Source organism: Pseudomonas sp. 1176_21 (assembly GCF_052850635.1).
The window spans coordinates 407,575-430,593 of sequence record NZ_VXCV01000002.1 but is presented as its reverse complement, the minus strand read 5'-3'; the positions used below and the strand labels follow the sequence as shown (position 1 = coordinate 430,593).

Sequence of the window (23,019 nt, the reverse complement as noted above, 5' to 3'; positions counted from 1 at the left end):
GGCCCTGCGCCGTACAACGTCGACCAGGCATGGACTTAGACGGCCTCGTTGGCCTCGTCCTCACCGAATGCAGCGAAGACCGGGTCTTCGTGGACGATGTCCTGTTCGGCCATGAATTCTGGGGTGCAGATGCCTTCGGCGATTTCGCGCAGGGCGACGACGGTCGGCTTGTCGTTTTCCCACGCCACTTTCGGCTCTTTGCCGCCGGTGGCCAGTTGGCGGGCACGCTTGGTAGACAGCATGACCAGCTCAAAGCGGTTATCCACGTGTTCTAGACAATCTTCAACGGTTACGCGGGCCATGGTCTTCCTCAGTAGCAAATGCGGTGTTCAGCCCGAATGGGCGAGCGGACTCGATAGTTTAAAAAATCACCAGCCTTTAGGGAAGCGCTGATTTCACGTCGAGACCTGTGTAAGCCGACAATAACCAGTTGTGAGGCTCTAGCACAACTGTCTTGTGGGGGTGGATTCAAATGCTTGGCCGGCAAGGTCGGCGCCTGCAGAACTGCGCACCTGCCTTGTGGGAGCCGGCCTTGCCGGCGAAGGGGCCCGAAAGTCAGGCCTGACCCTCCTGGCGCCCCAGCATCCCGCGCAAACGCGGGGTCAATTCGTCGAACAGGGTCTGCACCGAACGCAGCGCACGGCAATCGGGGCGGGTCAGCAGCCACAGCTCGGTGTTGCACCCGGGCAGGGCACCGCTCAACTGTTCCACCCCCGGCAAGGTGTCGGCCATGTAGTCGGGCAGGGCAGCCACCCCCAGCCCGGCCGCCACCAGTTGTGCAATCGCCGCGATTCCGCTGCAGCGATAGCGCGGCATCACCCCCGGCAACTGCTGGCTGCGCCACACCACTGTGGCGTGGTCCTGCATGGAGTCGTCGGGGGCAATCCAGGGCACGCTGGCCGGGGCCTCGGCCAGCCGCTCGCGGTACTCCTCGCGCCCGCACACCACATACGAGGCCGCCCCCAGGCAGCGCCCCACAAGGTGCTCGGGTGGCGAATTGGTCAGGCGCAGCGCCAGGTCGGCGTCGCGCCGGCTGAGGTTGGCGAAGGTGTTGGACGTCGCCAGTTCCAGTGACAGGGCCGGGTATGCCGGCATGAAGTCGGCCAGGGCCGGCAGCAGCAGGCTGTGCAGCACCGCATCGGTACAGGTCAGGCGCACCGTGCCGCTGACCACCTGTTCGCCGTGCTCCAGCGCCACCCGCGCCGCATCCAGCGCCTGCTCGGCGCGTTCGGCCTGCTCAGCCAGGGCCTGGGCGGTGCCGGTGGGGATGTAGCCCTTGCGGCTCTTCACGAACAGCGCGGTGCCCAGTGCGGCCTCCATGCGCCGGATCGAGCGGAACACCGTCGACACATCGACCCGCAGCAGGTCTGCAGCCTTGGCCAGGGAGCGTCCGCGTACCAGCGCGAGCACCAGGGAAAGGTCGGCGTGACTGATCTGATATTGCATGGGTGCACTCTTTGCTTGCCTAAATGCCAATGTCTGTTGCGTGGGGGCCATTCTATAGTGAGGCGGCAGTCGTGAATCAACCCGCGACGTTGTCAGAACCTGGAACGACCGTGCAATGCCGCGGCGTTCGGCATTCCCCACGATGGGAACCTTAAAAAGAACAAATGAAACCATCGCCGCTCCCGATAGCGCAGTAACACCTCCTCTATTGCCGCCCGATAAAAAATCAAAGGATGCCTAGCCATGACGTCGGTCTCCCCGTGCGCCATCCCTCTCGACGAGATGGGTGAATTTCTCAAGGCCCACCCTGAGGTGCAATTTGTCGATCTGCTGATTGCAGACATGAACGGCGTGGTGCGTGGCAAGCGCATCGAGCGTGCGAGCCTGGTCAAGGTCTACGAAAAAGGCATCAACCTGCCGGCTTCGCTGTTCGCCCTGGACATCAACGGTTCCACCGTCGAAAGCACCGGCCTGGGCCTGGACATCGGCGACGCCGACCGTATCTGCTACCCGATCCCCGGCACCTTGAGCTTCGAGCCCTGGCAGAAGCGCCCCACCGCGCAGCTGCTGATGACCATGCATGAACTGGACGGCACGCCATTCTTCGCCGACCCACGCGAAGTGCTGCGCGGCGTGGTGGAGAAGTTCGACGCGCTGGGCCTGGATATCTGCGCCGCGTTCGAGCTGGAGTTCTACCTGATCGACCAGGACAACCTGAACGGTCGCCCGCAGCCGCCGCGCTCGCCGATCTCGGGCAAACGCCCGCAATCGACCCAGGTGTACCTGATCGATGACCTGGACGAGTATGTCGACTGCCTGCAGGACATGCTCGAAGCGGCCAAGGAGCAAGGCATCCCGGCCGATGCCATCGTCAAGGAAAGCGCCCCGGCGCAGTTCGAGGTCAACCTGCACCACGTGGCTGACGCGATGAAGGCCTGCGACTACGCAGTGCTGCTCAAGCGCCTGATCAAGAACATCGCCTACGACCATGAGATGGACTCCACCTTCATGGCCAAGCCGTACCCTGGCCAGGCGGGCAACGGCCTGCACGTGCACATCTCGCTGCTGGACAAGAAGACCGGCAAGAACATCTTCGCAACCGACGACCCCGAAAACAGCGAAACCCTGCGCCACGCCATCGGCGGCGTGCTCGAAACCATGCCGGCATCGATGGCCTTCCTGTGCCCCAACGTGAACTCCTACCGCCGTTTCGGCGCGCAGTTCTACGTGCCCAATGCCCCGAGCTGGGGCCTGGACAACCGTACCGTGGCCGTGCGCGTGCCTACCGGCAGCAGCGATGCCGTGCGTATCGAGCACCGCGTGGCCGGCGCCGATGCCAACCCGTACCTGATGATGGCTTCGATCCTGGCTGGCATTCACCATGGCCTGACCAACAAGGTCGACCCGGGCGAGCCGGTCGAGGGCAACTCCTACGAGCAACTGGAGCAGAGCCTGCCGAACAACCTGCGCGATGCGCTGCGCGAGCTCGATGACAGCGAGGTGCTGAACCAGTACATCAGCCCCGACTACATCGACATCTTCGTGGCCTGCAAGGAAAGCGAGATGGCGGAGTTCGAAGTGTCGATCTCCGACCTCGAATACAACTGGTACCTGCATACGGTGTGATGGCTGGATAAAGCTGCAACGGAGGCTTAACCGATGAACGAGCGCGCAGGGCGGCTGCCCCTGATTGGTGTGAGTGCTTGCCGCCAGCAACTAGGCAAGAACTCGTCGCATACCGTGGGCGACAAGTATGTCGAGGCGGCCGGTTTTGCCGGATTGCCGCTGATTCTCCCGGCCCGGGACGTCGCAAGCGACCCGAACCTTGTGCTGGAGCATCTGGATGGCATTCTTTTTACCGGTTCGCCTTCTAATGTCGAGCCGCATCATTACAATGGCGCCCCCAGCGTGGAAGGCACCCGCCACGACGTGTTTCGTGACCGGCTGACCCTGCCGCTGCTGCAGGCCGCGATTGCCAGGGGTGTACCGGTGTTCTGCGTGTGCCGGGGCTTCCAGGAACTCAACGTCAGCCTGGGCGGCACCTTGCACCAGCGTGTGCAGGAGCTGCCAGGCTACCTGGACCATCGCGAGTCGCAGGATGCGCCGCTGGAAGAGCAATACAGCCCCCGCCACCTGGTGACATGCCAGCCCGGGGGGAAATTCGAGCAGATGGGGCTGCCTGCCCGCTTCATGGTCAACTCGCTGCACAGCCAGGGCATCGATCGCCTGGCCGCCGGCCTGCGCGCCGAAGCCCTGGCTCCCGATGGGCTGATCGAAGCCGTGTCCATGGATGACGCCCCAGGCTTTGTGGTCGGTGTGCAATGGCACCCGGAATACCGCTTTGCCGAAAACCCGGTGTCGCTGCGCCTGTTCGAGGCGTTTCGCGAAGCCTGCATCGCCCATGCGCTGCGCCGGGAGAAGGCCCTATGAGGTCACCCGGCTGAGCCGGCGATGCACTGCAACAAGTTTCATTGAGTGATAGCGGGCACCCCACGGGGGCCCGGAAAATAATACCAATAGTGACGGCAACTACTCATGAGCGAACACAAAGCAGGCCTGTCCCCAGGTGTGGGCGGGCGATCCAAAGGGCTGGCCAAGGGCCGGCTCGGACTGCTGGCCAGCATCGTGCTGGGCATTTCCACTATTGCGCCGGTGTATACCCTCACCGGCGCCCTCGGCCCGACCGTACGCGAAGTCGGCGCCCACCTGCCGGCGGTGTTCATCGTCGGTTTCCTGCCCATGTTGCTGGTGGCGCTGGGTTATCGCGAGCTGAATGCCGCCGAACCTGACAGCGGCACCTCGTTCACCTGGTCGGTACGTGCCTTCGGCCCGATGATCGGCTGGATCGGTGGCTGGGGGCTGGTCACCGCCACCACCATCGTGTTGTCGAACCTCGCCGGTGTGGCGGTGGACTTCTTCTATCTGTTCCTCGGGCAGATCACCGGCAAACACGAGGTGGCGGCGCTGGCCGACAACCTGCTGGTCAATGTGACCACCTGTTGCGTGTTCATCGCCATGGCCGTGTGGATCTGCTGTCGCGGCATCGCCACCACCATGACCGTGCAGTACGGCCTGGTGGCGCTGCAACTGATCGTGCTGCTGGGTTTTGCCATGGCCGCATTCGGCGGGTCGTCGGAGGCGCCGCCGCTGACCTTCGAGATGGACTGGTTCAACCCGTTCGGGGTGGAGTCGTTCTCGGCCTTCACCGCCGGCCTGTCGCTGTCGATCTTCATCTTCTGGGGCTGGGACGTGTGCCTGAGCATCAGCGAAGAATCGGTGGGCAGCGATGACGTACCGGGCAAGGCAGCGACCCTGACCGTGCTGCTGATTCTGGGCCTGTACCTGGTGACCGCAATTGCCACCCTGCAGTTTGCCGGCATCAGCGATATCGGCCTGGGCCTGGGCAACCCGCGTATCCAGGAAAACGTCTTCGCCCACCTGGCCGGCCCGGTGATGGGGCCACTGGCGATCCTGATGTCGATCGCGGTACTGGCCAGCACCGCGGCCTCGTTGCAGTCGACCTTCGTTTCGCCGGCGCGCACGCTGCTGGCGATGGGGTACTACGGTGCAGTGCCGGAGCGTTTCGCGAGCGTCTGCCCGCGTTCGAAAACCCCGCGTTATGCCACCATCTGTGCCGGCGTGGCCGCCGGCGTGTTCTACGTCACCATGCGTACCCTGAGCGAGAACGTGCTGGCCGACACCATCACTGCCCTGGGCATGATGATCTGCTTCTACTACTCGCTGACCGCGTTCGCCTGCGTGTGGTACTTCCGCCACAGCCTCACCGACAGCCTGCGTCACTTCCTGATGCGCGGCCTGTGCCCGTTGCTGGGCGGCGGCATTCTTTCGGTGATCTTCCTGCAGACAGCCTATGACAGTGCTTCGCCGTCGTTCGGCAGCGGTTCGCATGTAGGCGGGTTGGGGCTGGTGTTCGTGATCGCGATGATCATCACCCTGCTGGGCCTGGTGCTGATGATGCTGTCGCGCCTGCGTGCGCCGGCGTTCTTCCTGGGCATGACCCTGCGCCGTCACGCAACGGTGCCCGGCCGCGGTTAAGCGGCCGAGGCACGCTGCTCAGGCAAGCAATTGCCTGAGCAGTTCGCTGTGACGTTGCTGCTGCTGGCCGCGCTGCAGGCGGTTGGCACGGAACACCGCCTTGAGGTCGTCCAGTGCCGTGGCGAAGTCGTCGTTGATGATGACGAACTCGTATTCGTCGTAATGCACCATCTCGCTGACCGCCTCGCGCATGCGCCCTTCGATGATCTCGTCGCTGTCGGTGCCGCGGTTGGTGAGGCGCTGGCGCAGGGCCTGCTGGCTGGGCGGCAGGATGAAGATCGAACGCGCCTCGGGCATCAGCTTGCGCACCTGCTGCGCACCCTGCCAGTCGATTTCCAGGATCAGGTCATGGCCCTGGTCAAGGGTCTGCTGCAGTGCGCTGCGCGAGGTGCCGTAGCAGTTGCCGAAGACTTCGGCCTGCTCCAGGAAGTCGCCCTGGGCGATCATGCGGTCGAACTCGGCGCGGTCGACGAAGTGGTAGTTCACCCCGTCATGCTCGCCCGGACGCATGGCCCGCGTGGTGTGCGAGACCGACACGCGAATGTGGTTGAGGTCGTCGGTGAGCGCCTTGACCAGGCTGGTCTTGCCGGCGCCCGAAGGGGCCGAGACGATGAAAAGGGTGCCGCTGCTGTGGGTCATGGTAGGGGTGGCCTTACTCGATGTTCTGTACTTGTTCACGCATCTGCTCGATCAGAACCTTGAGGTTGACCGCCGCTTGGGTGCTGCGTGTGTCAAAGGCTTTGGAGCCCAGGGTGTTGGCTTCGCGGTTGAGTTCCTGCATCAGGAAATCCAGGCGCCGGCCGGCGGCGCCGCCCGACGTGAGCACGCGGCGCACTTCGGTGACATGCGTGCTGAGGCGGTCGAGTTCTTCGGCCACATCGCTCTTCTGCGCCAGCATCACCATCTCCTGCTCCAGACGCTGCGGGTCGAGTTCGGCCTGCATGTCGGCAAAGCGGTCCAGCACCTTCTGGCGCTGGGCGGCGAGCATCTGCGGCACCAGGGCGCGCAGGGTGGTGACTTCCTCGCTCATGCTGTCGAGGCGCTCGTTGATCAGTCGGGCGAGTTCCGCGCCTTCGCGGTTGCGGCCGTTCTTGAGCTCCTTGAGGGCCTGTTCGAACAGGCCCATGGCCTCGGCATTGAGCGCCTGCGGGTCGCTGGCATCGGCCACCAGCACGCCCGGCCAGGCCAGCACCTCGAGCGGGTTGAGGGGGCCGGGCTGCTTGATCAGGCCGGCCACGGTCTCGGCGGCGGCGACCAGCTGAGCGGCACGCTCGCGGTCGACCTGCAGCGGCTTGCCGGCGTTCTCTTCATTGAAGCGCAGGGTACATTCGACCTTGCCGCGCGACAGGCCCTGGCGCAGGGACTCGCGCACCGCGCCTTCGAGGTCGCGCAGGGCTTCGGGCAGGCGCAGGTGCGGCTCGAGGTAGCGATGATTGACCGAGCGCAGTTCCCAGATCAGTGTGCCCTGGGTCCCGGCCTGCTCGACGCGGGCGAAGGCGGTCATGCTGTGCACCATGGGAAGTACCTCGCAGATTAGGGAGCAAGCCGACAGCCTGCAAAGGCGCAGGATTGTAACGCAGTGCGGCGCCGGCTCCCAATGCGCTGATGCTACAAAGCAGCGGGCAGGGCGCCGCAAATACCGGGCGGCGCGGCCAGATCGGGGCTTGTGGCGTGGTGCGCCGATGATCGGCTGGCCGTGCATTTGGCCGCAGGCATGTCCACCGAGGGCCCTGTAGCCCTATAATGCCGGGCAGATTCATATCCAGTACAGGTAGCCCAAATGAAACGTCCAAGTGGTCGCGTTGCCGATCAGCTGCGCTCGATCCGCATCACCCGCAACTACACCAAACACGCCGAGGGGTCTGTACTGGTCGAGTTCGGAGACACCAAAGTCATCTGCACGGTCAGCGTCGAGAACGGCGTACCGCGCTTCCTCAAAGGCCAGGGCCAGGGCTGGCTGACCGCCGAGTACGGCATGCTGCCGCGCGCCACCGGCGAGCGCAACCAGCGCGAAGCCAGCCGCGGCAAGCAGGGTGGTCGTACCCTCGAAATCCAGCGCCTGATCGGCCGCTCGCTGCGCGCCGCGCTGGACATGAGCAAGCTGGGCGACATCACCCTGTACGTCGACTGCGACGTGATCCAGGCCGATGGCGGCACCCGCACCGCGTCGATCACCGGTGCCATGGTTGCGCTGGTCGACGCCCTGCGCGTGGTCAAGAAGCGTGGCGGCCTGAAGGGCGGCGACCCGGTCAAGCACATGATTGCGGCCGTATCGGTCGGCATGTACCAGGGCGTGCCGGTGCTCGACCTGGACTACCCGGAAGATTCGGCGGCCGAAACCGACCTGAACGTGGTGATGACCAGCGCCGGTGGTTTCATCGAAGTCCAGGGCACCGCCGAAGGGGCTCCGTTCCAGCCTGAAGAGCTCAACGCCATGCTGGCGCTGGCGCAGAAGGGCATGACCGACCTGTTCCAACTGCAGCAGGCCGCGCTGGCGGACTGATCGGGAGTCGACATGGCCGAGCCGTCCAACGCGCCGATGCCCGGTGATGCAGCCCGTCATTGGGGCATGTTGTGCCACCTGGCGGCGGCTGCCGGCATGGTGGTGCCGTTCGCCAACCTGATCGCGCCGCTGGCCTTGTGGTGGTTCAAGCGCGGCATCGACCCGTACGTCGACGCCCAGGGCAAGGAGGCGGTGAACTTCCAGCTGACCATGACCCTGCTGGGCATGGTGTGCGTGGTGGGGTTTACCGTACCGATGGCCAAGCTGGCGCTGACCATCATCTCGCTGGGGGTGGCGGTACTGATCGTCATTGCGGCGGTCAAGGTCAAGCAGGGCAAGGCCTTTCGTTATCCGTGGGCCTGGCGTGTGCTGACCTGACATGCTTCGTCGGCAAGGCCGGCTCCTACGGCGGTTGCGTTGACCCGGTAGGAGCCGGCCTTGCCGGCGAAAGGGCCCAAAGGCCAGATACGAAAAAGCCGACACGCAGTCGGCTTTTTTGTGGCTGAGCGATCAGATCGTCAGCGTCCAGTCATAGTCCACGATCAGTGGCGCATGCTGGGAGAAGCGTGGCTGACGCGGCAGGCGAGCGCTTCGTACGAAGCGGCGCAGGCCCGGGGTCAGCAGCTGGTAGTCGAAACGCCAGCCCAGGTTGAGCATCTCGGCCTGCTCGTTGTCCGGCCACCAGCTGTACTGGTCGCCCTCACGGCTGACTTCGCGCAACGCATCCACATAGCCCATGTTGCCGACGATCTCGTCCATCCAGGCCCGCTCTGGCGCCAGGAAACCCGGCGACTGCTGGCCGTCGCGCCAGTTCTTCACGTCGAGCTTCTGCTGCGCCACATACAGCGAGCCGCAGTAGATGTACTCGCGACGCTTGCGGCGCTGCTTGTCCAGGTATTTGCCGAAGTCGTCCATCAACTTGAATTTCTGGTTGAGGTCTTCGTCACCGTTCATGCCCGAAGGCAACAGCAAGGTGGCAATACTGACTTTGTCGAAATCGGCCTGCAGGTAACGCCCGTAGCGATCGGCTGTCTCGAAGCCCAGGCCGCTGATGACTGCCTTGGGCTGCAAACGCGAGTAGAGTGCCACGCCGCCTTGGGCTGGAACTTCTGCATCGCAGGCATAAAGGAAGTAGCCATCGAGCTGGAAAGCTGGGTCGTCGAGTTCAAAGGCCGAGGCGCGGGTATCCTGAAGGCAGATGACGTCGGCATTCTGGGCTTGTAGCCAGCTGAGCAAACCACGCTCGACTGCAGCCTGAATGCCATTAACGTTCACACTGATGATCCGCATAAATGGCCCCAAAAATCTCGTGCGTGTATGATACCCGAGCTGTACTCATTTAGCTAAATCTGTGGTAGCCGGGACTCTTCATGCAGCCGTATCAGCGCGAATTCATTCGTTTTGCCATCGATCGTGGGGTTCTGCGCTTCGGTGAGTTCACCCTCAAGTCGGGCCGCATCAGCCCGTATTTCTTCAACGCCGGCCTGTTCAACAGTGGCGCTGCCCTGGCTCAGCTCGGTCGGTTCTATGCGGCGGCGATCGTCGACAGCAAGATCCCGTTCGACGTGCTGTTCGGCCCGGCCTACAAGGGCATCCCCCTGGCTGCCGCGACGGCGGTGCAACTGGCCGAGCACCATGGGCTGGATGTGCCGTGGTGCTTCAATCGCAAGGAAGCCAAGGCACACGGCGAGGGTGGCAGCCTGGTGGGCTCGCCACTGGCAGGCGACGTGCTGATCATCGACGACGTGATCACTGCCGGCACGGCCATCCGCGAGGTGATGCAGATCATCCAGGGCCAGCAGGCCAGGGCGGCGGGCGTACTGATCGCGATGAATCGCCAGGAGCGTGGCAACGGCGACCTGTCGGCGATCCAGGAAGTGGAGCGTGACTTCGGCATTCCGGTGGTCAGCATCGTATCGCTGACCCAGGTGCTGCAGTTCCTCGCCGATGACCCGGCGCTCAAGCAGCACTTGCCGGCCGTCGAGGCCTACCGGGCCCAGTACGGTATCTGAGGCAAACAAAAAGGCGACCCGCGGGTCGCCTTTTTTGTACCTGTGGTGGCCCGCTCCTGTAGGAGCCGGCCTTGCCGGCGGATGCCTCAGCGCGGTTCGTGATTGGTAATCAGGGTACCCACGCCACTGTCGGTGAAAATTTCCAGCAGCACCGCATTCGGCACGCGGCCGTCGATGATGTGCGAGCTGTGCACGCCGCCCTGTACTGCTTCCAGTGCGCAACGGATCTTGGGCAGCATGCCGCCGTAGATGGTGCCGTCCGCGATCAGTTCGTCAACCTGCTCGGTGGTCAGGCCGGTGAGCACGGTGCCCTGCTTGTCCATCAGGCCGGCGATGTTGGTCAGCAGCATCAGCTTCTCGGCCTTGAGCGCTTCGGCCACCTTGCCTGCCACCAGGTCGGCGTTGATGTTGTACGACTCGCCGTTGGCGCCCACGCCGATTGGCGCGATCACCGGGATGAAGTCGCCCTTGACCAGCATGTTCAGCAGGTCGGTGTTCACCCCGACCACTTCGCCCACATGACCGATGTCGATGATTTCAGGGCTGGTCATCTCTGGCGTCTGGCGGGTGACGGTGAGCTTCCTGGCGCGAATCAGCTCGGCGTCCTTGCCGGTCAGACCGATGGCGCTGCCGCCATGACGGTTGATCAGGTTGACGATGTCCTTGTTCACCTGGCCGCCGAGCACCATCTCCACCACGTCCATGGTCTGCGCATCAGTGACGCGCATGCCATCGACAAACCGGCTTTCGATGGACAGGCGCTTGAGCAGGTCGCCGATCTGCGGGCCGCCGCCGTGCACCACCACCGGGTTGATGCCGACTGCCTTCATCAGCACCACGTCGCGGGCGAAGCCGGTCTTGAGCTCTTCGCTCTCCATCGCGTTGCCGCCGTACTTGATCACCAGCGTCTTGCCGACAAAGCGGCGGATGTAGGGCAGCGCTTCGGACAGTACCTGGGCGACATGGGTGGCGGCATCACGATCAAGGGTCATGCAGGGCTCCAGTTGGAACAAGGGGTCGGTCAGAACGTTGGTTGCAGATCAGGGGCTGCGCGCTTGAGCTGGGCAAGGAACACGTCCTTGATTCGCTGCAGCTCGGCTTCGCTGTCGGCCTCGAAGCGCAGTACCAGCACCGGCGTGGTGTTGGAGGCGCGAACCAGGCCCCAGCCGTTGGGGTAGTCGACCCGTACACCATCGATGGTGGTCAGGTTGGCGTCTTGGCCCCAGTCGGCGTCGCGTTGCAGTGCCTCAATGATGCTGAATTTACCCTCGTCCGTCACATCAATGTTGATTTCAGGGGTACAAATATCGTTCGGGAACGCCGCGAACAGCGTTTCGGCATCGCTATCGGCCTTGCTCAGAATCTCCAGCAGGCGCGCGGCGCTGTAGATGCCGTCGTCGAAACCGTACCAGCGCTCCTTGATGAAGATGTGCCCGCTCATCTCGCCGGCCAGCAGGGCGCCAGTCTGCTTCATCTTCTTCTTGATCAACGAATGACCTGTCTTCCACATCAGCGCGCGGCCGCCGTACTGTTCGATCAGCGGGGTCAGGCGGCGGGTGCATTTGACGTCGAAGATGATCTCGGCGCCCGGGTTGCGCGCCAGCACGTCCTGGGCGAACAGCATCAACAGGCGATCGGGGTAGACGATGTTGCCAGTGTTGGTCACTACGCCGACACGGTCGCCGTCACCGTCGAAGGCCAGGCCCAGGTCGGCGCCGCTTTCCTTGACCTTGGCGATCAGGTCCACCAGGTTTTCCGGCTTGCCCGGGTCGGGGTGGTGGTTGGGGAAGTTGCCGTCGACCTCGCAGAACAGCGGGATCATCTCGCAGCCCAGCGCCTCGATCAGCTGCGGGGCGATCACCCCGGCGGCGCCGTTTCCGCAGTCCACCACCACCTTGAGCTTCTTCGCCAGCTTGATGTCGCCGGTGATCTGGGTGAAGTAGCGGTCCAGGATCTCGACCTTCTCGACGCTGCCTTCGCCGCGGGTGAGGTCGTTGGTCTGCAGGCGGATCAGGAGGGCCTGGATCTGCTCATTGGCCAGGGTGTCGCCGGCGATGACGATCTTGAAGCCGTTGTAGTTCGGCGGGTTGTGGCTGCCGGTGAGCATCACCCCGGACTTGCCGGCCAGCACGTTGGCGGCGTAGTACAGGGCGGGCGTGGGTACCAGGCCGACATCGCTGACCTTGCACCCGGCCTCGACCAGGCCCTTGATCAGTTGCTCGACCAGCATCGGGCCGGACAGGCGACCGTCGCGGCCAACCGATACATGCGGCTCGCCCTGGTCCAGGCTCTGTGCACCGATGGCGCGGCCGATCCAGTAGGCGGTTTCGGCGGTGAGGCCTTCGCCGACCACACCTCGGATATCGTAGGCGCGGAAGATGCTGGCGGGGAGGTTCGGGGTCATGCGTTCCATGTTGCTCACCTGGGGAAACTCCAATTGGAAGGGGCTATGTTGGGTCGACGGTCGGCATGCGCTGCAGGCACCCGGCGCGCCGCGCGGCTAAAGATGTCCGGCTTTGACGGCATTTTCGACATAGAGTTCTTGAGCCGGGCGATTCATCCGTCGATCACCTCTGGAAGATCGACCCGGGCTGAAAGTGCAGGCTCCATGCATCGTTGAAGGTCCCTATCGGGGTTATTGCCGGGCTATCACTTTCGCCTGCGCTGGCCAGTACGGCCTGAGGGTCGTCGAACACGCCTTGCACGAGGCTGGCCTTGCCGATTTCCGGCATGTCTATTTTCAGAGCAGCACTTACACGTTGCAGCTCGAAAGTCATGAGCAGCACGGCCTGCACCGGGCCTGTCGCACTGCCTCGAATGGGCGTGACACTGTGGATATGCAGTTGCCCGTTGGTCGGGTGGGCCTCCAGGTTCGGTGGTACCCCGCGTTCGGCTCGCCCGATCATGTCCAGCAATGGCGGGCTGAGTGAGCGGTCGTGGAGGCTCTCGCGCCTGGCCTGGCCGGGCGTGAGCAACCGACTGCTGACCAACCCTTCGAGGTAGCTGAAGTCGTCCAGCACCTGGCGCGCCTGGCGGGCGTCAGCCGCCTTGGCAGCGGCAAGCAGGGCCGGATGGCGGGCCACGGTGTCGACCTCGGACACCAGACGGGCGATCTGCTGGTCGAGCGCAATGACCAGCCCGAAGGCCGGAAAGTACGTCTGCAGGTTACGTTGCTCGCGTTGCAGAGGGATTACCAGCGTCAGCCACACCGCAAGCCCGGCGACGAGCATGCCGGCCAGGCCCCAATACAGGCCTGGCAGCAGGGCTCCCGCGTTGTTCAATGGCTGCCCGAATGGCCGAAGCCGCCAGCGCCACGCTGGGTTTCGTCGAAGGTTTCGACGATGTCGAAGTGCGCCTGTACCACCGGTACCAGCACCAGTTGCGCAATGCGCTCGCCGATGGCGATGGTGAAAGGGGTCTGGCCGCGGTTCCAGCACGACACCATCAGCTCGCCCTGGTAGTCCGAATCGATCAGGCCGACCAGATTGCCCAGCACGATGCCGTGCTTGTGGCCCAGGCCCGAGCGCGGAAGGATCAGCGCGGCCAGGCCCGGGTCGCCGACGTAGATCGACAGGCCGGTAGGGATCAGTATGGTCTGGCCCGGCTCCAGGACGGTCTCTTCCTTGAGCATGGCGCGCAGGTCGAGGCCGGCAGAACCGGGAGTGGCGTATTGCGGCAGCGGGAATTCGCTGCCAAGGCGCGGATCGAGAATCTTGGCTTGTAAGGCGTGCATGCAGAGTTAAACCTGGTTGAGACGTTCGGCGATGAAGGCTACCAGCTGACGGGCGATCTTGCCCTTGCTGGTCTGTGCAAAGAGTGTTGCTTGAAGTTGGCGATCGATCACGCTGCAGGCGTTCTCCTCGCTGTTGAAGCCGATGCTGGGGTTGGCCACGTCATTGGCGACGATCAGGTCGAGGTTCTTGTCCTTGAGCTTGCGCGCGGCGTAATCGAGCAGGTGTTCGGTCTCGGCGGCAAAGCCGACGCTGAACGGGCGGTCGGGGCGGGTGGCGATGGTGGCCAGAATGTCCGGGTTGCGCACCATCTGCAGCAGCAGGCCGTCACCTGTCGTAGGGTCTTTCTTGAGCTTTTGCGGGGCGACGACTTCGGGGCGGTAGTCCGCAACCGCAGCCGATGCGATGAACACATCGCACGGGATCGCCGCTTCGCACGCGGCGAGCATGTCCCGCGCGCTCACCACGTCGATACGGGTCACCCGGTCGGGTGTGGGCAGGTGCACCGGCCCTGTCACCAGGGTTACCCGAGCACCGGCTTCCACCGCCGCTTCGGCCAGGGCAAAGCCCATCTTCCCCGAGCTATGATTGGTGATGTAGCGCACCGGGTCGATGTTTTCCTGGGTCGGGCCTGCGGTAATCAGCACGTGCTTGCCGGTCAGCGACTGGCGCTTGAAGGTTTCGGCGGCGCACCAGGCCAGGTCGGTGGCTTCGAGCATGCGGCCAAGGCCCACGTCGCCACAGGCCTGGCTGCCGGAGGCCGGGCCGAACACCTGGATGTCGCGGCTTTGCAGCAGCTGCAAGTTGGCCTGGGTGGCCGGGTCGCGCCACATGGCCTGGTTCATGGCCGGTGCCAACGCCACGGTGGCGTCGGTAGCCAGTACCAGGGTGGTCAGCAGATCGTTGGCAACGCCTTGCGCCAGGCGCGCGATCAGGTCGGCGGTGGCAGGTGCGATCAGCACCAGGTCGGCCCACTTGGCCAGTTCGATATGGCCCATCGCCGCTTCGGCGGCAGGGTCGAGCAGGTCCATGTGCACGGGGTGCCCGGATAGGGCCTGCATGGTCAGCGGGGTGATGAATTCGGCCCCGCCGTGGGTCATGACGACGCGCACTTGCGCGCCGTGCTCCAGGAGTCGGCGAACCAGCTCGGCGCTCTTGTAGGCAGCAATGCCGCCGCCGACGCCAAGAACGATGCGTTTCCGATACAGCCGCTGCATAGGCTTGCCTTTCTTTGATCAGTGTTTGCACGCGGCGACGACGCCTCCCCAGGCCGAATCGTCGCGTAAAAAGAGGGGGCTACGATAGCACAGGGCTGAAATGGGGAGCAGCCACACACAGACAGAGGGACAGCTATGGGTATCAGGGATTGGCCGTCGGCGGAACGCCCGCGGGAGAAGTTGCTTGAGCGAGGGGCCGGGAGCCTGTCGGACGCCGAGTTGCTGGCGGTGTTCCTGCGCACCGGTGTGGCAGGCAAGAGCGCGGTGGACCTGGCGCGCCACCTGTTGCAGCAGTTTGGCGGCTTGCGGCAACTGCTGGAGGCCGATCAGCCGACGTTTCAGCGTGAGCTGGGGCTAGGCCCGGCGAAGTATGCGCAACTGCAGGCGGTGATGGAGATTGGGCGCCGGCACTTGGCCGAAACCATCATCCGCGACCCGGCGTTGCAGAGCCCGGGGGCGGTCCGGCGTTACCTGAAATCGATGCTGCGTCATGAAGAAAGCGAGGTGTTCGGCTGCCTGTACCTGGACAACAAGCACCGTCCTCTAGGGTTCGAGGCGTTGTTCCGCGGGTCCATCAGCAGTGCCAACGTCTACCCTCGGGAAGTCATCAAGCGTGCGTTGGCCAGAAATGCCGCAGCATTGATCCTTTGCCACAATCATCCGTCAGGTGTTTCCGAGCCAAGCCAGGCAGATATCAATCTGACCCTGCGCTTGCAGAAAGCCCTGGGCCTGATCGAGGTGCGGGTGCTGGATCACATCATCATCGGCGATGGGGAGCCATTGTCGATGGTGGAGCGGGGCTTGTTCGCTGCCTGACGCTGCTGTGCGTGGGCGGTACTAGTCGATCAGCTTTGTTGCAACAAACGACGCAGCCAGCCCGACAACCGAAGCCAGCAGCAGGTAGTGACGCACCACAAGCTCGGTTCTGATCGTGGCTGGAAAGGACTCCACGTCTGCGGCCTGCAGCGATCCTGTTCTGATGAAGAGCTTCGCATGAGCCAGAAGCGCAGCGATGCATACGGTAAACACGATTCTGCCAAACACGGTGTTGTACATCACCGGGCGCTGTCGATTCACCACCGCCTTGCAGTTGGCAAGGTACCGGGATGCACTGGTCATGTAGCGCATGCCAGCCTGTGCGTACTGGGTGGCGACCCACCCCAGGCCGGCGATGCAAGGCAGCTGCAGTGCAAGGGGCAGCCAATAGGGTGAATACCCGCCGAGCCCGAACTCAGTCGGCTCGCCCTGGTGCTGAACGGCTTTGAGCACCTGCAGGGCAAGGGCCAGCAGCACCAGAACGGCCAGCATTGCCAGCCTGAGGTGGTGGCTAAGAACCAGCAGCGTTCTGAGGTTGCCGGGGAAGCGCTTGATGTCCTCTGCGCTCAGGCCCCCGAACTCGACCGGGCAATCGGGGTAGGCCAACAGGCCGGCAATGTCGCCCACTGCCCTGAATCGCTGGCGCAGGCCCAGGTTGAGGCTGTACCGATGAGCGTCAACCAGCGGCGAGTTGTGAAGGTGCTCGAGTGCTTCGGCCAATCGCTGGGTGGCAATGTAGAGAAGCAGTGCGCCGAAGACCACCGGGCCGAGTATCAGTGCCACGGTGAGGCCGGCGATAGCCGCTTCGATCCAGTATTCAATATCCAATGCGGCTATCCGTACGGTGCGGTTCGCTGGGCAACCATCGTAAGTCGATGGCGAGAGTCACCTGGCGGCCTGAACACGCGCTGCAGGCTGCTGCAGTGTCCTTCGGGCTACCAGAGGACGCTGTCAGGAGCCTGCAGGCGCGAGTCGTTCAGCGTGCGGTGTTCACCGTGGCAAAGTCCTGCCGGCCGAACGGGCTGACCGTGTAGCCCTCCACATCCTTGCGCATCAGCACCGCTGCCGTGGGGTGCGCCAGTGGCAGCCACAGTGCCTGCTGCTGGATCAGCCCCTGGGCCTGCTGGTACAGGCGGCTGCGCACGCTCTGGTCGTTGGTGGTCTTGCCGGCACTGATCAACTGGTCCAGGCGCTTGTCGCAGTACCGCGCGAAGTTGGTCCCCGACTCGACTGCCGGGCAGGCAAACTGCGGGCTGAGGAAGTTGTCGGGGTCGCCGTTGTCGCCGGCCCAGCCCATGAACAGCAAATCGTGCTCACCGGCCTTGGCACGGCGGATCAGCTCGCCCCATTCGATCACGCGAATCTCGGCCTTGATGCCGACCTTCGTCAGGTCTGCCTGCAGCAGTTGTGCCCCCAGGCTCGGGTTGGGGTTGAGCAGGCTTCCCGAAGGGCGCGTCCAGATTGTGGTGCTGAAGCCGTCCGGCAACCCGGCCTTGACCAGCAGCGCCTTGGCTTTGGTCGCGTCGGTCGGGTAACCCGGCAAGTCCTTGGCGTAGCTCCAGGTGTTGGGCGGCAGGGGGCCTTCAGCGGCGACTGCGGTGCCTTCGAACACGGCCTTGAGGTAGCTGGTCTTGTCGAACGCCAGGTTGATCGCCTGCCGTACCTCGACCTTGTCCAGCGGCGGGTGCTGGCTGTTGATCGCGACGAACGCGGTCATGAACGCCTCGGTCTTCTCGACCTTCAGGTTTGCGTCTTCGGCGGCTGCCGCAACGTCCAGCGGCTTGGGCGACAGGGCGATCTGGCACTCGTTGCGCCGCAGTTTCTGCAGGCGCACGTTGGCGTCGGGGGTGATCGCGAAAATCAGCGGGTCGACGCTCGGCTTGCCGGCAAAATAGTCGGCATTGGCGCGGTAGCGGATCACTGCGTCCTTCTGGAAACGCTGGAACACGAACGGGCCGGTGCCGATCGGCTGGCTGTTGAGCTTCTCCGGGGTGCCGGCCTTGAGCAACTGGTCGGCGTATTCGGCCGAATAGATCGAGGCGAAGCCCATGCTCAGGGTGGCGAGGAAGGTCGCGTCCGGATGGTCGAGGGTAAAGCGCACGCTCAGCGGATCGGGTGCCTCCACCTGCTTGATCAGGCTGGGCAGCTGCAACGACTGGGCATGCGGGTAGCCGCTCTGGGTGATCTTGTGCCAGGAGTGGGCGGGGTAGAGCATGCGCTGGAAGCTGAACAGCACGTCGTCGGCGTTCAGCACGCGGCTGGGCTTGAAGTACGGCGTACTGTGAAACTTTACCCCCGGGCGCAGCTTGAAGTCGTAGACCAGGCCGTCGGCCGATACCGTCCAGCTTTCGGCCAGGCTCGGCACCACCTTGCCGCTGGTGGCGTCGAATTCCACCAGCCGGTTCATGAGCACATCGGCAGAAGCATTGGTGGTGGTCAGCGCGTTATACTGCACCACGTCAAAGCCTTCGGGGCTGGCCTCGGTACATACGCTCAAGGCGCCTGCCTGGGCCAGTGCGGGGCTTAGCAGCGCTGCGAGCAACAGGGGTAAAGCGGCACGACGCATGGTGACTCCTTGGCTGATCAATGGCCCATCTGCCCGTGCAGTCTGGAAAACTCCTACCCTAGTGCGCAAGGCCGTAAATGGCCAACTCCTTTTTCAAGGAATATTGCGACGAGCGGTTTTGTCGCTGGAAGCCCTGCATCCGGGCGGCCTGGGTTGATTCATGCATCGTGCGATCACATCAAATGTTGTTGTACCCCGGCCTTTCTGGTATAAAGCAGCGCTCTTTTCTAGGGGCTCGGTTTGTCGCATCTGCAGATCTTGCCGATAAGACCCTGAAGAAACACGGCGCCTGGCGCCAAAGACTGAGAGATTAAGCGGCCAACCCATGCCGGGTTGGGCATGTGGTTTTAGAGGGCTGAGGCATGTCGAGAGTCTGTCAAGTTACCGGTAAGGGTCCGGTAACCGGGAATAACATTTCCCACGCGAATAACAAAACCCGTCGTCGTTTCCTGCCGAACCTGCAGCATCACCGCTTCTGGGTCGAGTCGGAGAAGCGTTTCGTGCGTCTGCGCGTTTCTGCCAAAGGCATGCGTATCATCGACAAGCGCGGCATCGATGCCGTTCTGGTCGAAATTCGCCGTAACGGCGCCAAGGTCTAAGGGAGAAAATCATGCGTGAATTGATCCGTCTGGTGTCGACCGCTAATACCGGCCACTTCTACACCACCGACAAGAACAAGCGCACCACTCCGGACAAAATCGAAATCAAAAAATTCGATCCGGTTGTTCGCAAGCACGTGATCTACAAGGAAGCCAAGATCAAGTAATTGATCCCGGCTTACGAAAAAAGGCCCGCATCTCACGATGCGGGCCTTTTTTTATGGCGATTTTCTGTTCAGCCGAAATGGAAACCGCTGATCAGGCCCGCCTCGTTGCCGCTGATGTTCACGCGTTGCGGGTCCATTTCGCGGGTCGACATCTCGCCGATGCCGACCACGCGCTGGCGCCCGGTCAGTTCGCTGATGTAGGCCTTCACGGTCGGCACGTAGCGGGTGCCGACCAGGCGGCCGATGCAGGTGAGCACTTCGTCGTTGCTCAGTTGCAACGCTTCGATGGGACAGACGACCGGTTGATCCTTTTGCATGGTGAGGCTCCTTGAGTTCAGGTGGGTCCGGATAAGGACCTCGCCATGCTCGCGCCAGGGAGGGCTGGCGCGGCGGTATCTATCTATGGCCTATGCCTTGGGCTCGAACATCACGTAGATCTTGCGGCAGGTCTCCAGCACCTCCCAGGTGCCCTTGAAGCCGGCCGGGATCACGAAGCGGTCACCGGTGCGCAGGGTCTTGGCGTTGCCTTCTTCGTCGCGCAACACCGATACGCCGTGCACGATCTCGCAGTACTCGTGTTCAGTGTAATTGACGGTCCATTGCCCGGGCGCTCCCTCCCACACACCAGCGGCGAATTGCCCGCAAGGGCTGGCGTAATGGTTGTAGACCGCCTGCTCCGGGTCGCCCTTGAGCACTTTTTCGGCAGCCGGGCGGTAGCGCTCGGCCTCGGTCAGTACCTGTGCGAAGTCGACAATCTGCTGGATATTCATGTTTGGGTCCCCTGATTGTTAAATAAAGTGCACATCACTAGGCATTTGGCCATGTATTGTCAAATATATTGATAATTCAGGTGCCAGAGTTTAGGGTGTCGAGTGCCGTAGAGCGACAATCGCTCCGGCCGTATTCTGACAGCGCCCTGGCCCCTCGTGCGGCGCTGCATTTCAACAACAGGAGGAGTTTCGTATGACCACCCTGACTCGTGCGGACTGGGAACAGCGTGCCCAGCAACTCAAGATCGAAGGCCGTGCTTTCATCAATGGTGAATACACCGCCGCCGTTTCCAACGCCACGTTCGAGTGCCTGAGCCCGGTTGACGGACGCCTTCTGGCGCAGGTCGCCAGCTGCGACGAGGCCGACGCCCAGCGCGCCGTGGAAAACGCCCGCGCCACCTTCGAGTCCGGCGTGTGGTCGCGCCTGGCCCCGGCCAAGCGCAAGGCTACCCTGATCCGTTTCGCCGCGCTGCTCAAGCAGAACGTCGAGGAGCTGGCCCTGCTCGAAACCCTCGACATGGGCAAGCCGATCAACGACTCGCTGAACATCGACGTGCCGGGCGCTGCCCAGGCACTGAGCTGGAACGGCGAAGCCATCGACAAGATCTACGACGAAGTCGCGGCCACCCCGCACGACCAGCTAGGCCTGGTAACCCGCGAGCCTGTGGGTGTGGTGGCGGCCATCGTGCCGTGGAACTTCCCCCTGCTGATGGCCAGCTGGAAACTCGGCCCGGCGCTGGCCACCGGTAACTCGGTGGTGCTCAAGCCGTCCGAGAAGTCCCCGCTGACCGCCATCCGCATCGCCCAGCTGGCCATCGAGGCCGGTATCCCGGCCGGCGTGCTGAACGTGCTGCCTGGCTACGGCCATACCGTCGGCAAGGCTCTGGCCCTGCACATGGACGTCGATACCCTGGTGTTCACCGGCTCGACCAAGATCGCCAAGCAGCTGATGATCTACGCCGGCGAATCGAACATGAAACGCGTGTGGCTGGAAGCCGGCGGCAAGAGCCCGAACATCGTGTTCGCCGATGCCCCGGACCTGAACGCCGCTGCCGCCGCCGCGGCCAGTGCCATCGCCTTCAACCAGGGCGAAGTGTGCACCGCAGGTTCGCGTCTGCTGGTCGAGCGCTCGATCAAGGACAAATTCCTGCCGCTGGTACTGGAGGCCCTCAAGGCCTGGAAGCCTGGCAACCCGCTGGACCCGGCCACCACCGTTGGTGCCCTGGTCGACACCCAGCAGATGAACACCGTGCTGTCCTACATCGAGGCTGGTCACACCGATGGCGCCAAGCTGCTGGTGGGCGGCAAGCGCATCCTCGAAGAAACCGGCGGCACCTATGTCGAACCGACCATCTTCGACGGCGTGAGCAACGCCATGCGCATCGCCAAGGAAGAGATCTTCGGCCCGGTACTGTCGGTGATCACCTTCGACAGCGTCGAAGAAGCCATCCAGATCGCCAACGACACCCCTTACGGCCTGGCCGCAGGTGTATGGACCGCCGACATCAGCAAGGCGCACAAGACCGCCAAGGCCCTGCGTGCCGGCAGCGTGTGGGTCAACCAGTACGACGGTGGCGACATGACTGCGCCGTTCGGTGGCTTCAAGCAGTCGGGCAACGGCCGTGACAAGTCGCTGCACGCACTGGACAAGTACACCGAGCTCAAGGCCACCTGGATCAAGCTGTAAGGCCATGGGTGCGGCCTGGTGCCGCGCCCCGAGCGATCCGCGCCACAGCCGGGCCCTGCGTTAGCGCAGGCCCGGCTGTGTTGCTTGTGGCGATCCATCATTCTGCGAGGAAGTACACATGCGTTGGGCTACCTACTTCGCCGTGCTGTCGTCGGTTCTGAGCGTCGGCCTTGCCCTGGGCGTGAGCATGCCGTTGGTATCGCTGCGTCTGGAGAGCTGGGGCTATGGCAGCTTTGCCATTGGCGTGATGGCGGCGATGCCGGCAATTGGCGTGCTGGTTGGCGCCAGCCTGTCCAGCCGCCTGGCGGCGTATTTCGGCACCGCCACGCTGATGCGCCTGTGCCTGCTGGCCGGTGCGTTGTCCATCGGCCTGCTGGCGCTGCTGCCCAGCTATCCGGTGTGGCTGGCGTTGCGCCTGCTGATCGGGGTGATCCTGACCATCGTGTTCATCCTTGGCGAAAGCTGGATCAACCAGCTGGTGGTCGAGCAATGGCGTGGCCGCCTGGTGGCGCTGTATGGCAGCAGCTATGCCCTCAGCCAGCTGGCCGGGCCGCTGCTGCTGGGCGTGCTGGGTTCGGAGGATGACCTGGGCTTCTGGATCGGGGCCGGGTTGCTGGTGGTGGCACCGCTGGTGCTGATCGGCCGCAGCGGGGCGCCCAGCGCTGAAGCCTGTGGTGTGGGCCTGCGTGACCTGGTGGGCTTCTGCCGGCGCTTGCCGGTAATCGCCTGGGCCATTGCACTGTTCGCCGCGTTCGAGGCGATGATCCTCACCCTGTTGCCGGTGTACTGCCTGCAGCAGGGCTTCACCACCGAGCTGGCGCTGTTCATGGTCAGTACCGTGGTGGTGGGCGATGCGGTACTGCAACTGCCGATCGGGGCGCTGGCCGACTACATGTCGCGCCGCACGCTGTTCACCGGCTGCGCCATGACCCTGCTGGTATCGAGTCTGGCCATTCCGGTGCTGATGCACACGCCGGCGATCTGGCCATTGTGGGTGCTGTTCGGCGCCAGTGCCGGTGGCCTGTTCACCCTGTCGCTGATCCTGATCGGCGAACGCTATCGCGATGATGCGCTGGTGCGCGCCAACGCCCACGTGGCGCAGCTGTGGGGCATCGGCTGCCTGATCGGGCCATTGGCTGCTGGGGCCGGTAGCCAGTGGGTGAGCGGGCATGCGTTGCCGCTGCTGATGGCGGCGGGCGCGTTCGGGCTGGTGCTGTTGGCGATGCGGCCGAATGCCTTCGAGCCTGCCACGGCCTAGGGCCGCTTTGTACTGGTTGAATCTCCTCGAGGAGCGCTCTTCTCGGGGGATTTCACCTTTCGTCGCTTTCACCCAGCTGCGCAACTTCTTGCGCACCAAAATGTGGATAACCCTGTGCATACATTGCTGCGGGCCATAATAAACTTGGCCTGCAGCCAACTGCGCAACTTCTTGCACAGTACTGCGCAAGA

Annotated in this window: 24 protein-coding genes and 1 pseudogene; 11 read left to right on the top strand and 14 right to left on the bottom strand. The window is 63.5% G+C overall.

The annotated features are described in order from the left end of the window. Nucleotides 1-35: 35 nt before the first annotated feature. Together rpoZ and FW760_RS06985 are read right to left on the bottom strand one after the other, a co-directional pair. Entirely contained in the window at nt 36-302 is a 267-nt protein-coding gene (rpoZ, locus tag FW760_RS06990; RefSeq protein ID WP_043861569.1) for a DNA-directed RNA polymerase subunit omega, read from the bottom strand. 253 nt (nt 303-555) lie between these two features. Further along, entirely contained in the window at nt 556-1,446 is an 891-nt protein-coding gene (locus tag FW760_RS06985; RefSeq protein ID WP_054916676.1) for a LysR family transcriptional regulator, read from the bottom strand. A 243-nt stretch (nt 1,447-1,689) separates the two neighbouring features. Between FW760_RS06985 and FW760_RS06980 the strand changes: the two genes are divergently transcribed. The 3 genes from FW760_RS06980 to FW760_RS06970 all read left to right on the top strand — a co-directional run bounded on the left by FW760_RS06980 (nt 1,690) and on the right by FW760_RS06970 (nt 5,502). Further along, on the top strand, nt 1,690-3,072 hold the full coding sequence (locus tag FW760_RS06980; protein WP_043861571.1) for a glutamine synthetase family protein: 1,383 nt from the start codon (nt 1,690-1,692) through the stop codon (nt 3,070-3,072). A gap of 33 nt (nt 3,073-3,105) precedes the next feature. After that, complete coding sequence (locus tag FW760_RS06975; protein WP_054916675.1) at nt 3,106-3,876, top strand: gamma-glutamyl-gamma-aminobutyrate hydrolase family protein; 771 nt, start codon at nt 3,106-3,108, stop codon at nt 3,874-3,876. A 105-nt stretch (nt 3,877-3,981) separates the two neighbouring features. Then, nucleotides 3,982-5,502, top strand: a complete 1,521-nt coding sequence (locus FW760_RS06970) for an APC family permease (protein WP_043861573.1) — start codon at nt 3,982-3,984, stop codon at nt 5,500-5,502. An 18-nt stretch (nt 5,503-5,520) separates the two neighbouring features. On the opposite strand, the gene gmk is transcribed toward FW760_RS06970, so the two are convergent. Together gmk and FW760_RS06960 are read right to left on the bottom strand one after the other, a co-directional pair. Next, nucleotides 5,521-6,141: a guanylate kinase gene (gene gmk, locus FW760_RS06965; protein WP_043861574.1), complete on the bottom strand. Its 621-nt coding sequence runs from the start codon at nt 6,139-6,141 to the stop codon at nt 5,521-5,523. A 13-nt stretch (nt 6,142-6,154) separates the two neighbouring features. Further along, nucleotides 6,155-7,018 (bottom strand): YicC/YloC family endoribonuclease, encoded by an 864-nt coding sequence (locus FW760_RS06960; protein ID WP_043861575.1) that lies wholly within the window; start codon nt 7,016-7,018, stop codon nt 6,155-6,157. 264 nt (nt 7,019-7,282) lie between these two features. On the opposite strand from FW760_RS06960, the gene rph reads away from it, so the two are divergent. Continuing rightward, the gene (gene rph / locus FW760_RS06955; protein WP_043861576.1) at nt 7,283-8,005 is read left to right on the top strand and encodes a ribonuclease PH; all 723 of its coding nucleotides are present in this window, start codon (nt 7,283-7,285) and stop codon (nt 8,003-8,005) included. A gap of 12 nt (nt 8,006-8,017) precedes the next feature. Then, a complete protein-coding gene (locus FW760_RS06950) occupies nt 8,018-8,383 on the top strand; it encodes a DUF4870 domain-containing protein (RefSeq protein WP_043861577.1) in 366 nt (121 codons plus the stop codon). A 132-nt stretch (nt 8,384-8,515) separates the two neighbouring features. On the opposite strand, the gene FW760_RS06945 is transcribed toward FW760_RS06950, so the two are convergent. Next, nucleotides 8,516-9,295, bottom strand: coding sequence for an exodeoxyribonuclease III (locus FW760_RS06945; protein WP_043859862.1), 780 nt, complete (start codon nt 9,293-9,295; stop codon nt 8,516-8,518). An 80-nt stretch (nt 9,296-9,375) separates the two neighbouring features. Here FW760_RS06945 and pyrE point away from each other — a divergent pair, with 80 nt between their 5' ends. Continuing rightward, the gene (gene pyrE / locus FW760_RS06940) at nt 9,376-10,017 is read left to right on the top strand and encodes an orotate phosphoribosyltransferase (RefSeq protein WP_043859861.1); all 642 of its coding nucleotides are present in this window, start codon (nt 9,376-9,378) and stop codon (nt 10,015-10,017) included. Between the two features lie 86 nt (nt 10,018-10,103). Here pyrE and argB read toward each other — a convergent pair whose 3' ends face one another. From argB to coaBC, 5 genes and pseudogenes are all read right to left on the bottom strand, one after another. After that, on the bottom strand, nt 10,104-11,009 hold the full coding sequence (argB, locus tag FW760_RS06935; RefSeq protein WP_043859860.1) for an acetylglutamate kinase: 906 nt from the start codon (nt 11,007-11,009) through the stop codon (nt 10,104-10,106). Between the two features lie 29 nt (nt 11,010-11,038). Then, nucleotides 11,039-12,415: pseudogene (locus FW760_RS06930) on the bottom strand (phosphomannomutase/phosphoglucomutase); the annotation flags it as partial. A gap of 169 nt (nt 12,416-12,584) precedes the next feature. Next, nucleotides 12,585-13,298 (bottom strand): hypothetical protein, encoded by a 714-nt coding sequence (locus FW760_RS06925; protein WP_116052419.1) that lies wholly within the window; start codon nt 13,296-13,298, stop codon nt 12,585-12,587. Then, entirely contained in the window at nt 13,295-13,750 is a 456-nt protein-coding gene (gene dut, locus FW760_RS06920) for a dUTP diphosphatase (protein ID WP_043859857.1), read from the bottom strand. The genes FW760_RS06925 and dut overlap by 4 nt, the downstream gene beginning before the upstream one ends. A 6-nt stretch (nt 13,751-13,756) precedes the next feature. Continuing rightward, nucleotides 13,757-14,965: a bifunctional phosphopantothenoylcysteine decarboxylase/phosphopantothenate--cysteine ligase CoaBC gene (coaBC, locus tag FW760_RS06915; protein WP_058541939.1), complete on the bottom strand. Its 1,209-nt coding sequence runs from the start codon at nt 14,963-14,965 to the stop codon at nt 13,757-13,759. Nucleotides 14,966-15,100: 135 nt separating this feature from the next. Between coaBC and radC the strand changes: the two genes are divergently transcribed. Beyond that, entirely contained in the window at nt 15,101-15,781 is a 681-nt protein-coding gene (radC, locus tag FW760_RS06910; protein ID WP_043859855.1) for a RadC family protein, read from the top strand. A 21-nt stretch (nt 15,782-15,802) separates the two neighbouring features. Here radC and FW760_RS06905 read toward each other — a convergent pair whose 3' ends face one another. Both FW760_RS06905 and FW760_RS06900 read right to left on the bottom strand, forming a co-directional pair. After that, nucleotides 15,803-16,609 (bottom strand): hypothetical protein, encoded by an 807-nt coding sequence (locus FW760_RS06905; RefSeq protein WP_054916673.1) that lies wholly within the window; start codon nt 16,607-16,609, stop codon nt 15,803-15,805. 148 nt (nt 16,610-16,757) lie between these two features. Then, complete coding sequence (locus FW760_RS06900; protein ID WP_116052418.1) at nt 16,758-18,347, bottom strand: ABC transporter substrate-binding protein; 1,590 nt, start codon at nt 18,345-18,347, stop codon at nt 16,758-16,760. A 362-nt stretch (nt 18,348-18,709) separates the two neighbouring features. On the opposite strand from FW760_RS06900, the gene rpmB reads away from it, so the two are divergent. Together rpmB and rpmG are read left to right on the top strand one after the other, a co-directional pair. Continuing rightward, nucleotides 18,710-18,946 carry a 50S ribosomal protein L28 gene (gene rpmB / locus FW760_RS06895; protein ID WP_043859852.1) on the top strand — a complete coding sequence of 79 codons (237 nt, stop codon included), beginning with the start codon at nt 18,710-18,712 and terminating at the stop codon, nt 18,944-18,946. Between the two features lie 11 nt (nt 18,947-18,957). Next, nucleotides 18,958-19,113 carry a 50S ribosomal protein L33 gene (gene rpmG / locus FW760_RS06890; protein WP_010225867.1) on the top strand — a complete coding sequence of 52 codons (156 nt, stop codon included), beginning with the start codon at nt 18,958-18,960 and terminating at the stop codon, nt 19,111-19,113. Between the two features lie 68 nt (nt 19,114-19,181). Here rpmG and FW760_RS06885 read toward each other — a convergent pair whose 3' ends face one another. Then, nucleotides 19,182-19,430, bottom strand: coding sequence for a hypothetical protein (locus tag FW760_RS06885; protein WP_370409248.1), 249 nt, complete (start codon nt 19,428-19,430; stop codon nt 19,182-19,184). 90 nt (nt 19,431-19,520) lie between these two features. Beyond that, on the bottom strand, nt 19,521-19,883 hold the full coding sequence (locus FW760_RS06880) for a cupin domain-containing protein (RefSeq protein ID WP_043859851.1): 363 nt from the start codon (nt 19,881-19,883) through the stop codon (nt 19,521-19,523). Nucleotides 19,884-20,076: 193 nt separating this feature from the next. Between FW760_RS06880 and FW760_RS06875 the strand changes: the two genes are divergently transcribed. Together FW760_RS06875 and FW760_RS06870 are read left to right on the top strand one after the other, a co-directional pair. Continuing rightward, entirely contained in the window at nt 20,077-21,570 is a 1,494-nt protein-coding gene (locus FW760_RS06875) for an aldehyde dehydrogenase (protein ID WP_043859850.1), read from the top strand. A 118-nt stretch (nt 21,571-21,688) separates the two neighbouring features. Continuing rightward, nucleotides 21,689-22,828, top strand: a complete 1,140-nt coding sequence (locus FW760_RS06870; RefSeq protein WP_043859849.1) for an MFS transporter — start codon at nt 21,689-21,691, stop codon at nt 22,826-22,828. Nucleotides 22,829-23,019: the final 191 nt, after the last annotated feature.

Excerpts from the sequence above, each read along its gene's own strand:
- FW760_RS06880 (WP_043859851.1), bottom strand. The coding sequence starts at position 19,883 with ATGAATATCCAGCAGATTGTCGACTTCGCACAGGTACTGACCGAGGCC.
- dut (WP_043859857.1), bottom strand. The coding sequence starts at position 13,750 with ATGCACGCCTTACAAGCCAAGATTCTCGATCCGCGCCTTGGCAGCGAA.
- FW760_RS06985 (WP_054916676.1), bottom strand. The coding sequence starts at position 1,446 with ATGCAATATCAGATCAGTCACGCCGACCTTTCCCTGGTGCTCGCGCTG.
- FW760_RS06950 (WP_043861577.1), top strand. The coding sequence starts at position 8,018 with ATGGCCGAGCCGTCCAACGCGCCGATGCCCGGTGATGCAGCCCGTCAT.
- coaBC (WP_058541939.1), bottom strand. The coding sequence starts at position 14,965 with ATGCAGCGGCTGTATCGGAAACGCATCGTTCTTGGCGTCGGCGGCGGC.
- radC (WP_043859855.1), top strand. The coding sequence starts at position 15,101 with ATGGGTATCAGGGATTGGCCGTCGGCGGAACGCCCGCGGGAGAAGTTG.
- FW760_RS06885 (WP_370409248.1), bottom strand. The coding sequence starts at position 19,430 with ATGCAAAAGGATCAACCGGTCGTCTGTCCCATCGAAGCGTTGCAACTG.
- FW760_RS06945 (WP_043859862.1), bottom strand. The coding sequence starts at position 9,295 with ATGCGGATCATCAGTGTGAACGTTAATGGCATTCAGGCTGCAGTCGAG.
- gmk (WP_043861574.1), bottom strand. The coding sequence starts at position 6,141 with ATGACCCACAGCAGCGGCACCCTTTTCATCGTCTCGGCCCCTTCGGGC.
- rpmG (WP_010225867.1), top strand. The coding sequence starts at position 18,958 with ATGCGTGAATTGATCCGTCTGGTGTCGACCGCTAATACCGGCCACTTC.
- FW760_RS06975 (WP_054916675.1), top strand. The coding sequence starts at position 3,106 with ATGAACGAGCGCGCAGGGCGGCTGCCCCTGATTGGTGTGAGTGCTTGC.
- rpmB (WP_043859852.1), top strand. The coding sequence starts at position 18,710 with ATGTCGAGAGTCTGTCAAGTTACCGGTAAGGGTCCGGTAACCGGGAAT.
- FW760_RS06960 (WP_043861575.1), bottom strand. The coding sequence starts at position 7,018 with ATGGTGCACAGCATGACCGCCTTCGCCCGCGTCGAGCAGGCCGGGACC.
- pyrE (WP_043859861.1), top strand. The coding sequence starts at position 9,376 with ATGCAGCCGTATCAGCGCGAATTCATTCGTTTTGCCATCGATCGTGGG.
- rpoZ (WP_043861569.1), bottom strand. The coding sequence starts at position 302 with ATGGCCCGCGTAACCGTTGAAGATTGTCTAGAACACGTGGATAACCGC.
- FW760_RS06970 (WP_043861573.1), top strand. The coding sequence starts at position 3,982 with ATGAGCGAACACAAAGCAGGCCTGTCCCCAGGTGTGGGCGGGCGATCC.
- FW760_RS06875 (WP_043859850.1), top strand. The coding sequence starts at position 20,077 with ATGACCACCCTGACTCGTGCGGACTGGGAACAGCGTGCCCAGCAACTC.
- FW760_RS06980 (WP_043861571.1), top strand. The coding sequence starts at position 1,690 with ATGACGTCGGTCTCCCCGTGCGCCATCCCTCTCGACGAGATGGGTGAA.
- argB (WP_043859860.1), bottom strand. The coding sequence starts at position 11,009 with ATGACCCTTGATCGTGATGCCGCCACCCATGTCGCCCAGGTACTGTCC.
- FW760_RS06870 (WP_043859849.1), top strand. The coding sequence starts at position 21,689 with ATGCGTTGGGCTACCTACTTCGCCGTGCTGTCGTCGGTTCTGAGCGTC.
- rph (WP_043861576.1), top strand. The coding sequence starts at position 7,283 with ATGAAACGTCCAAGTGGTCGCGTTGCCGATCAGCTGCGCTCGATCCGC.
- FW760_RS06900 (WP_116052418.1), bottom strand. The coding sequence starts at position 18,347 with ATGCGTCGTGCCGCTTTACCCCTGTTGCTCGCAGCGCTGCTAAGCCCC.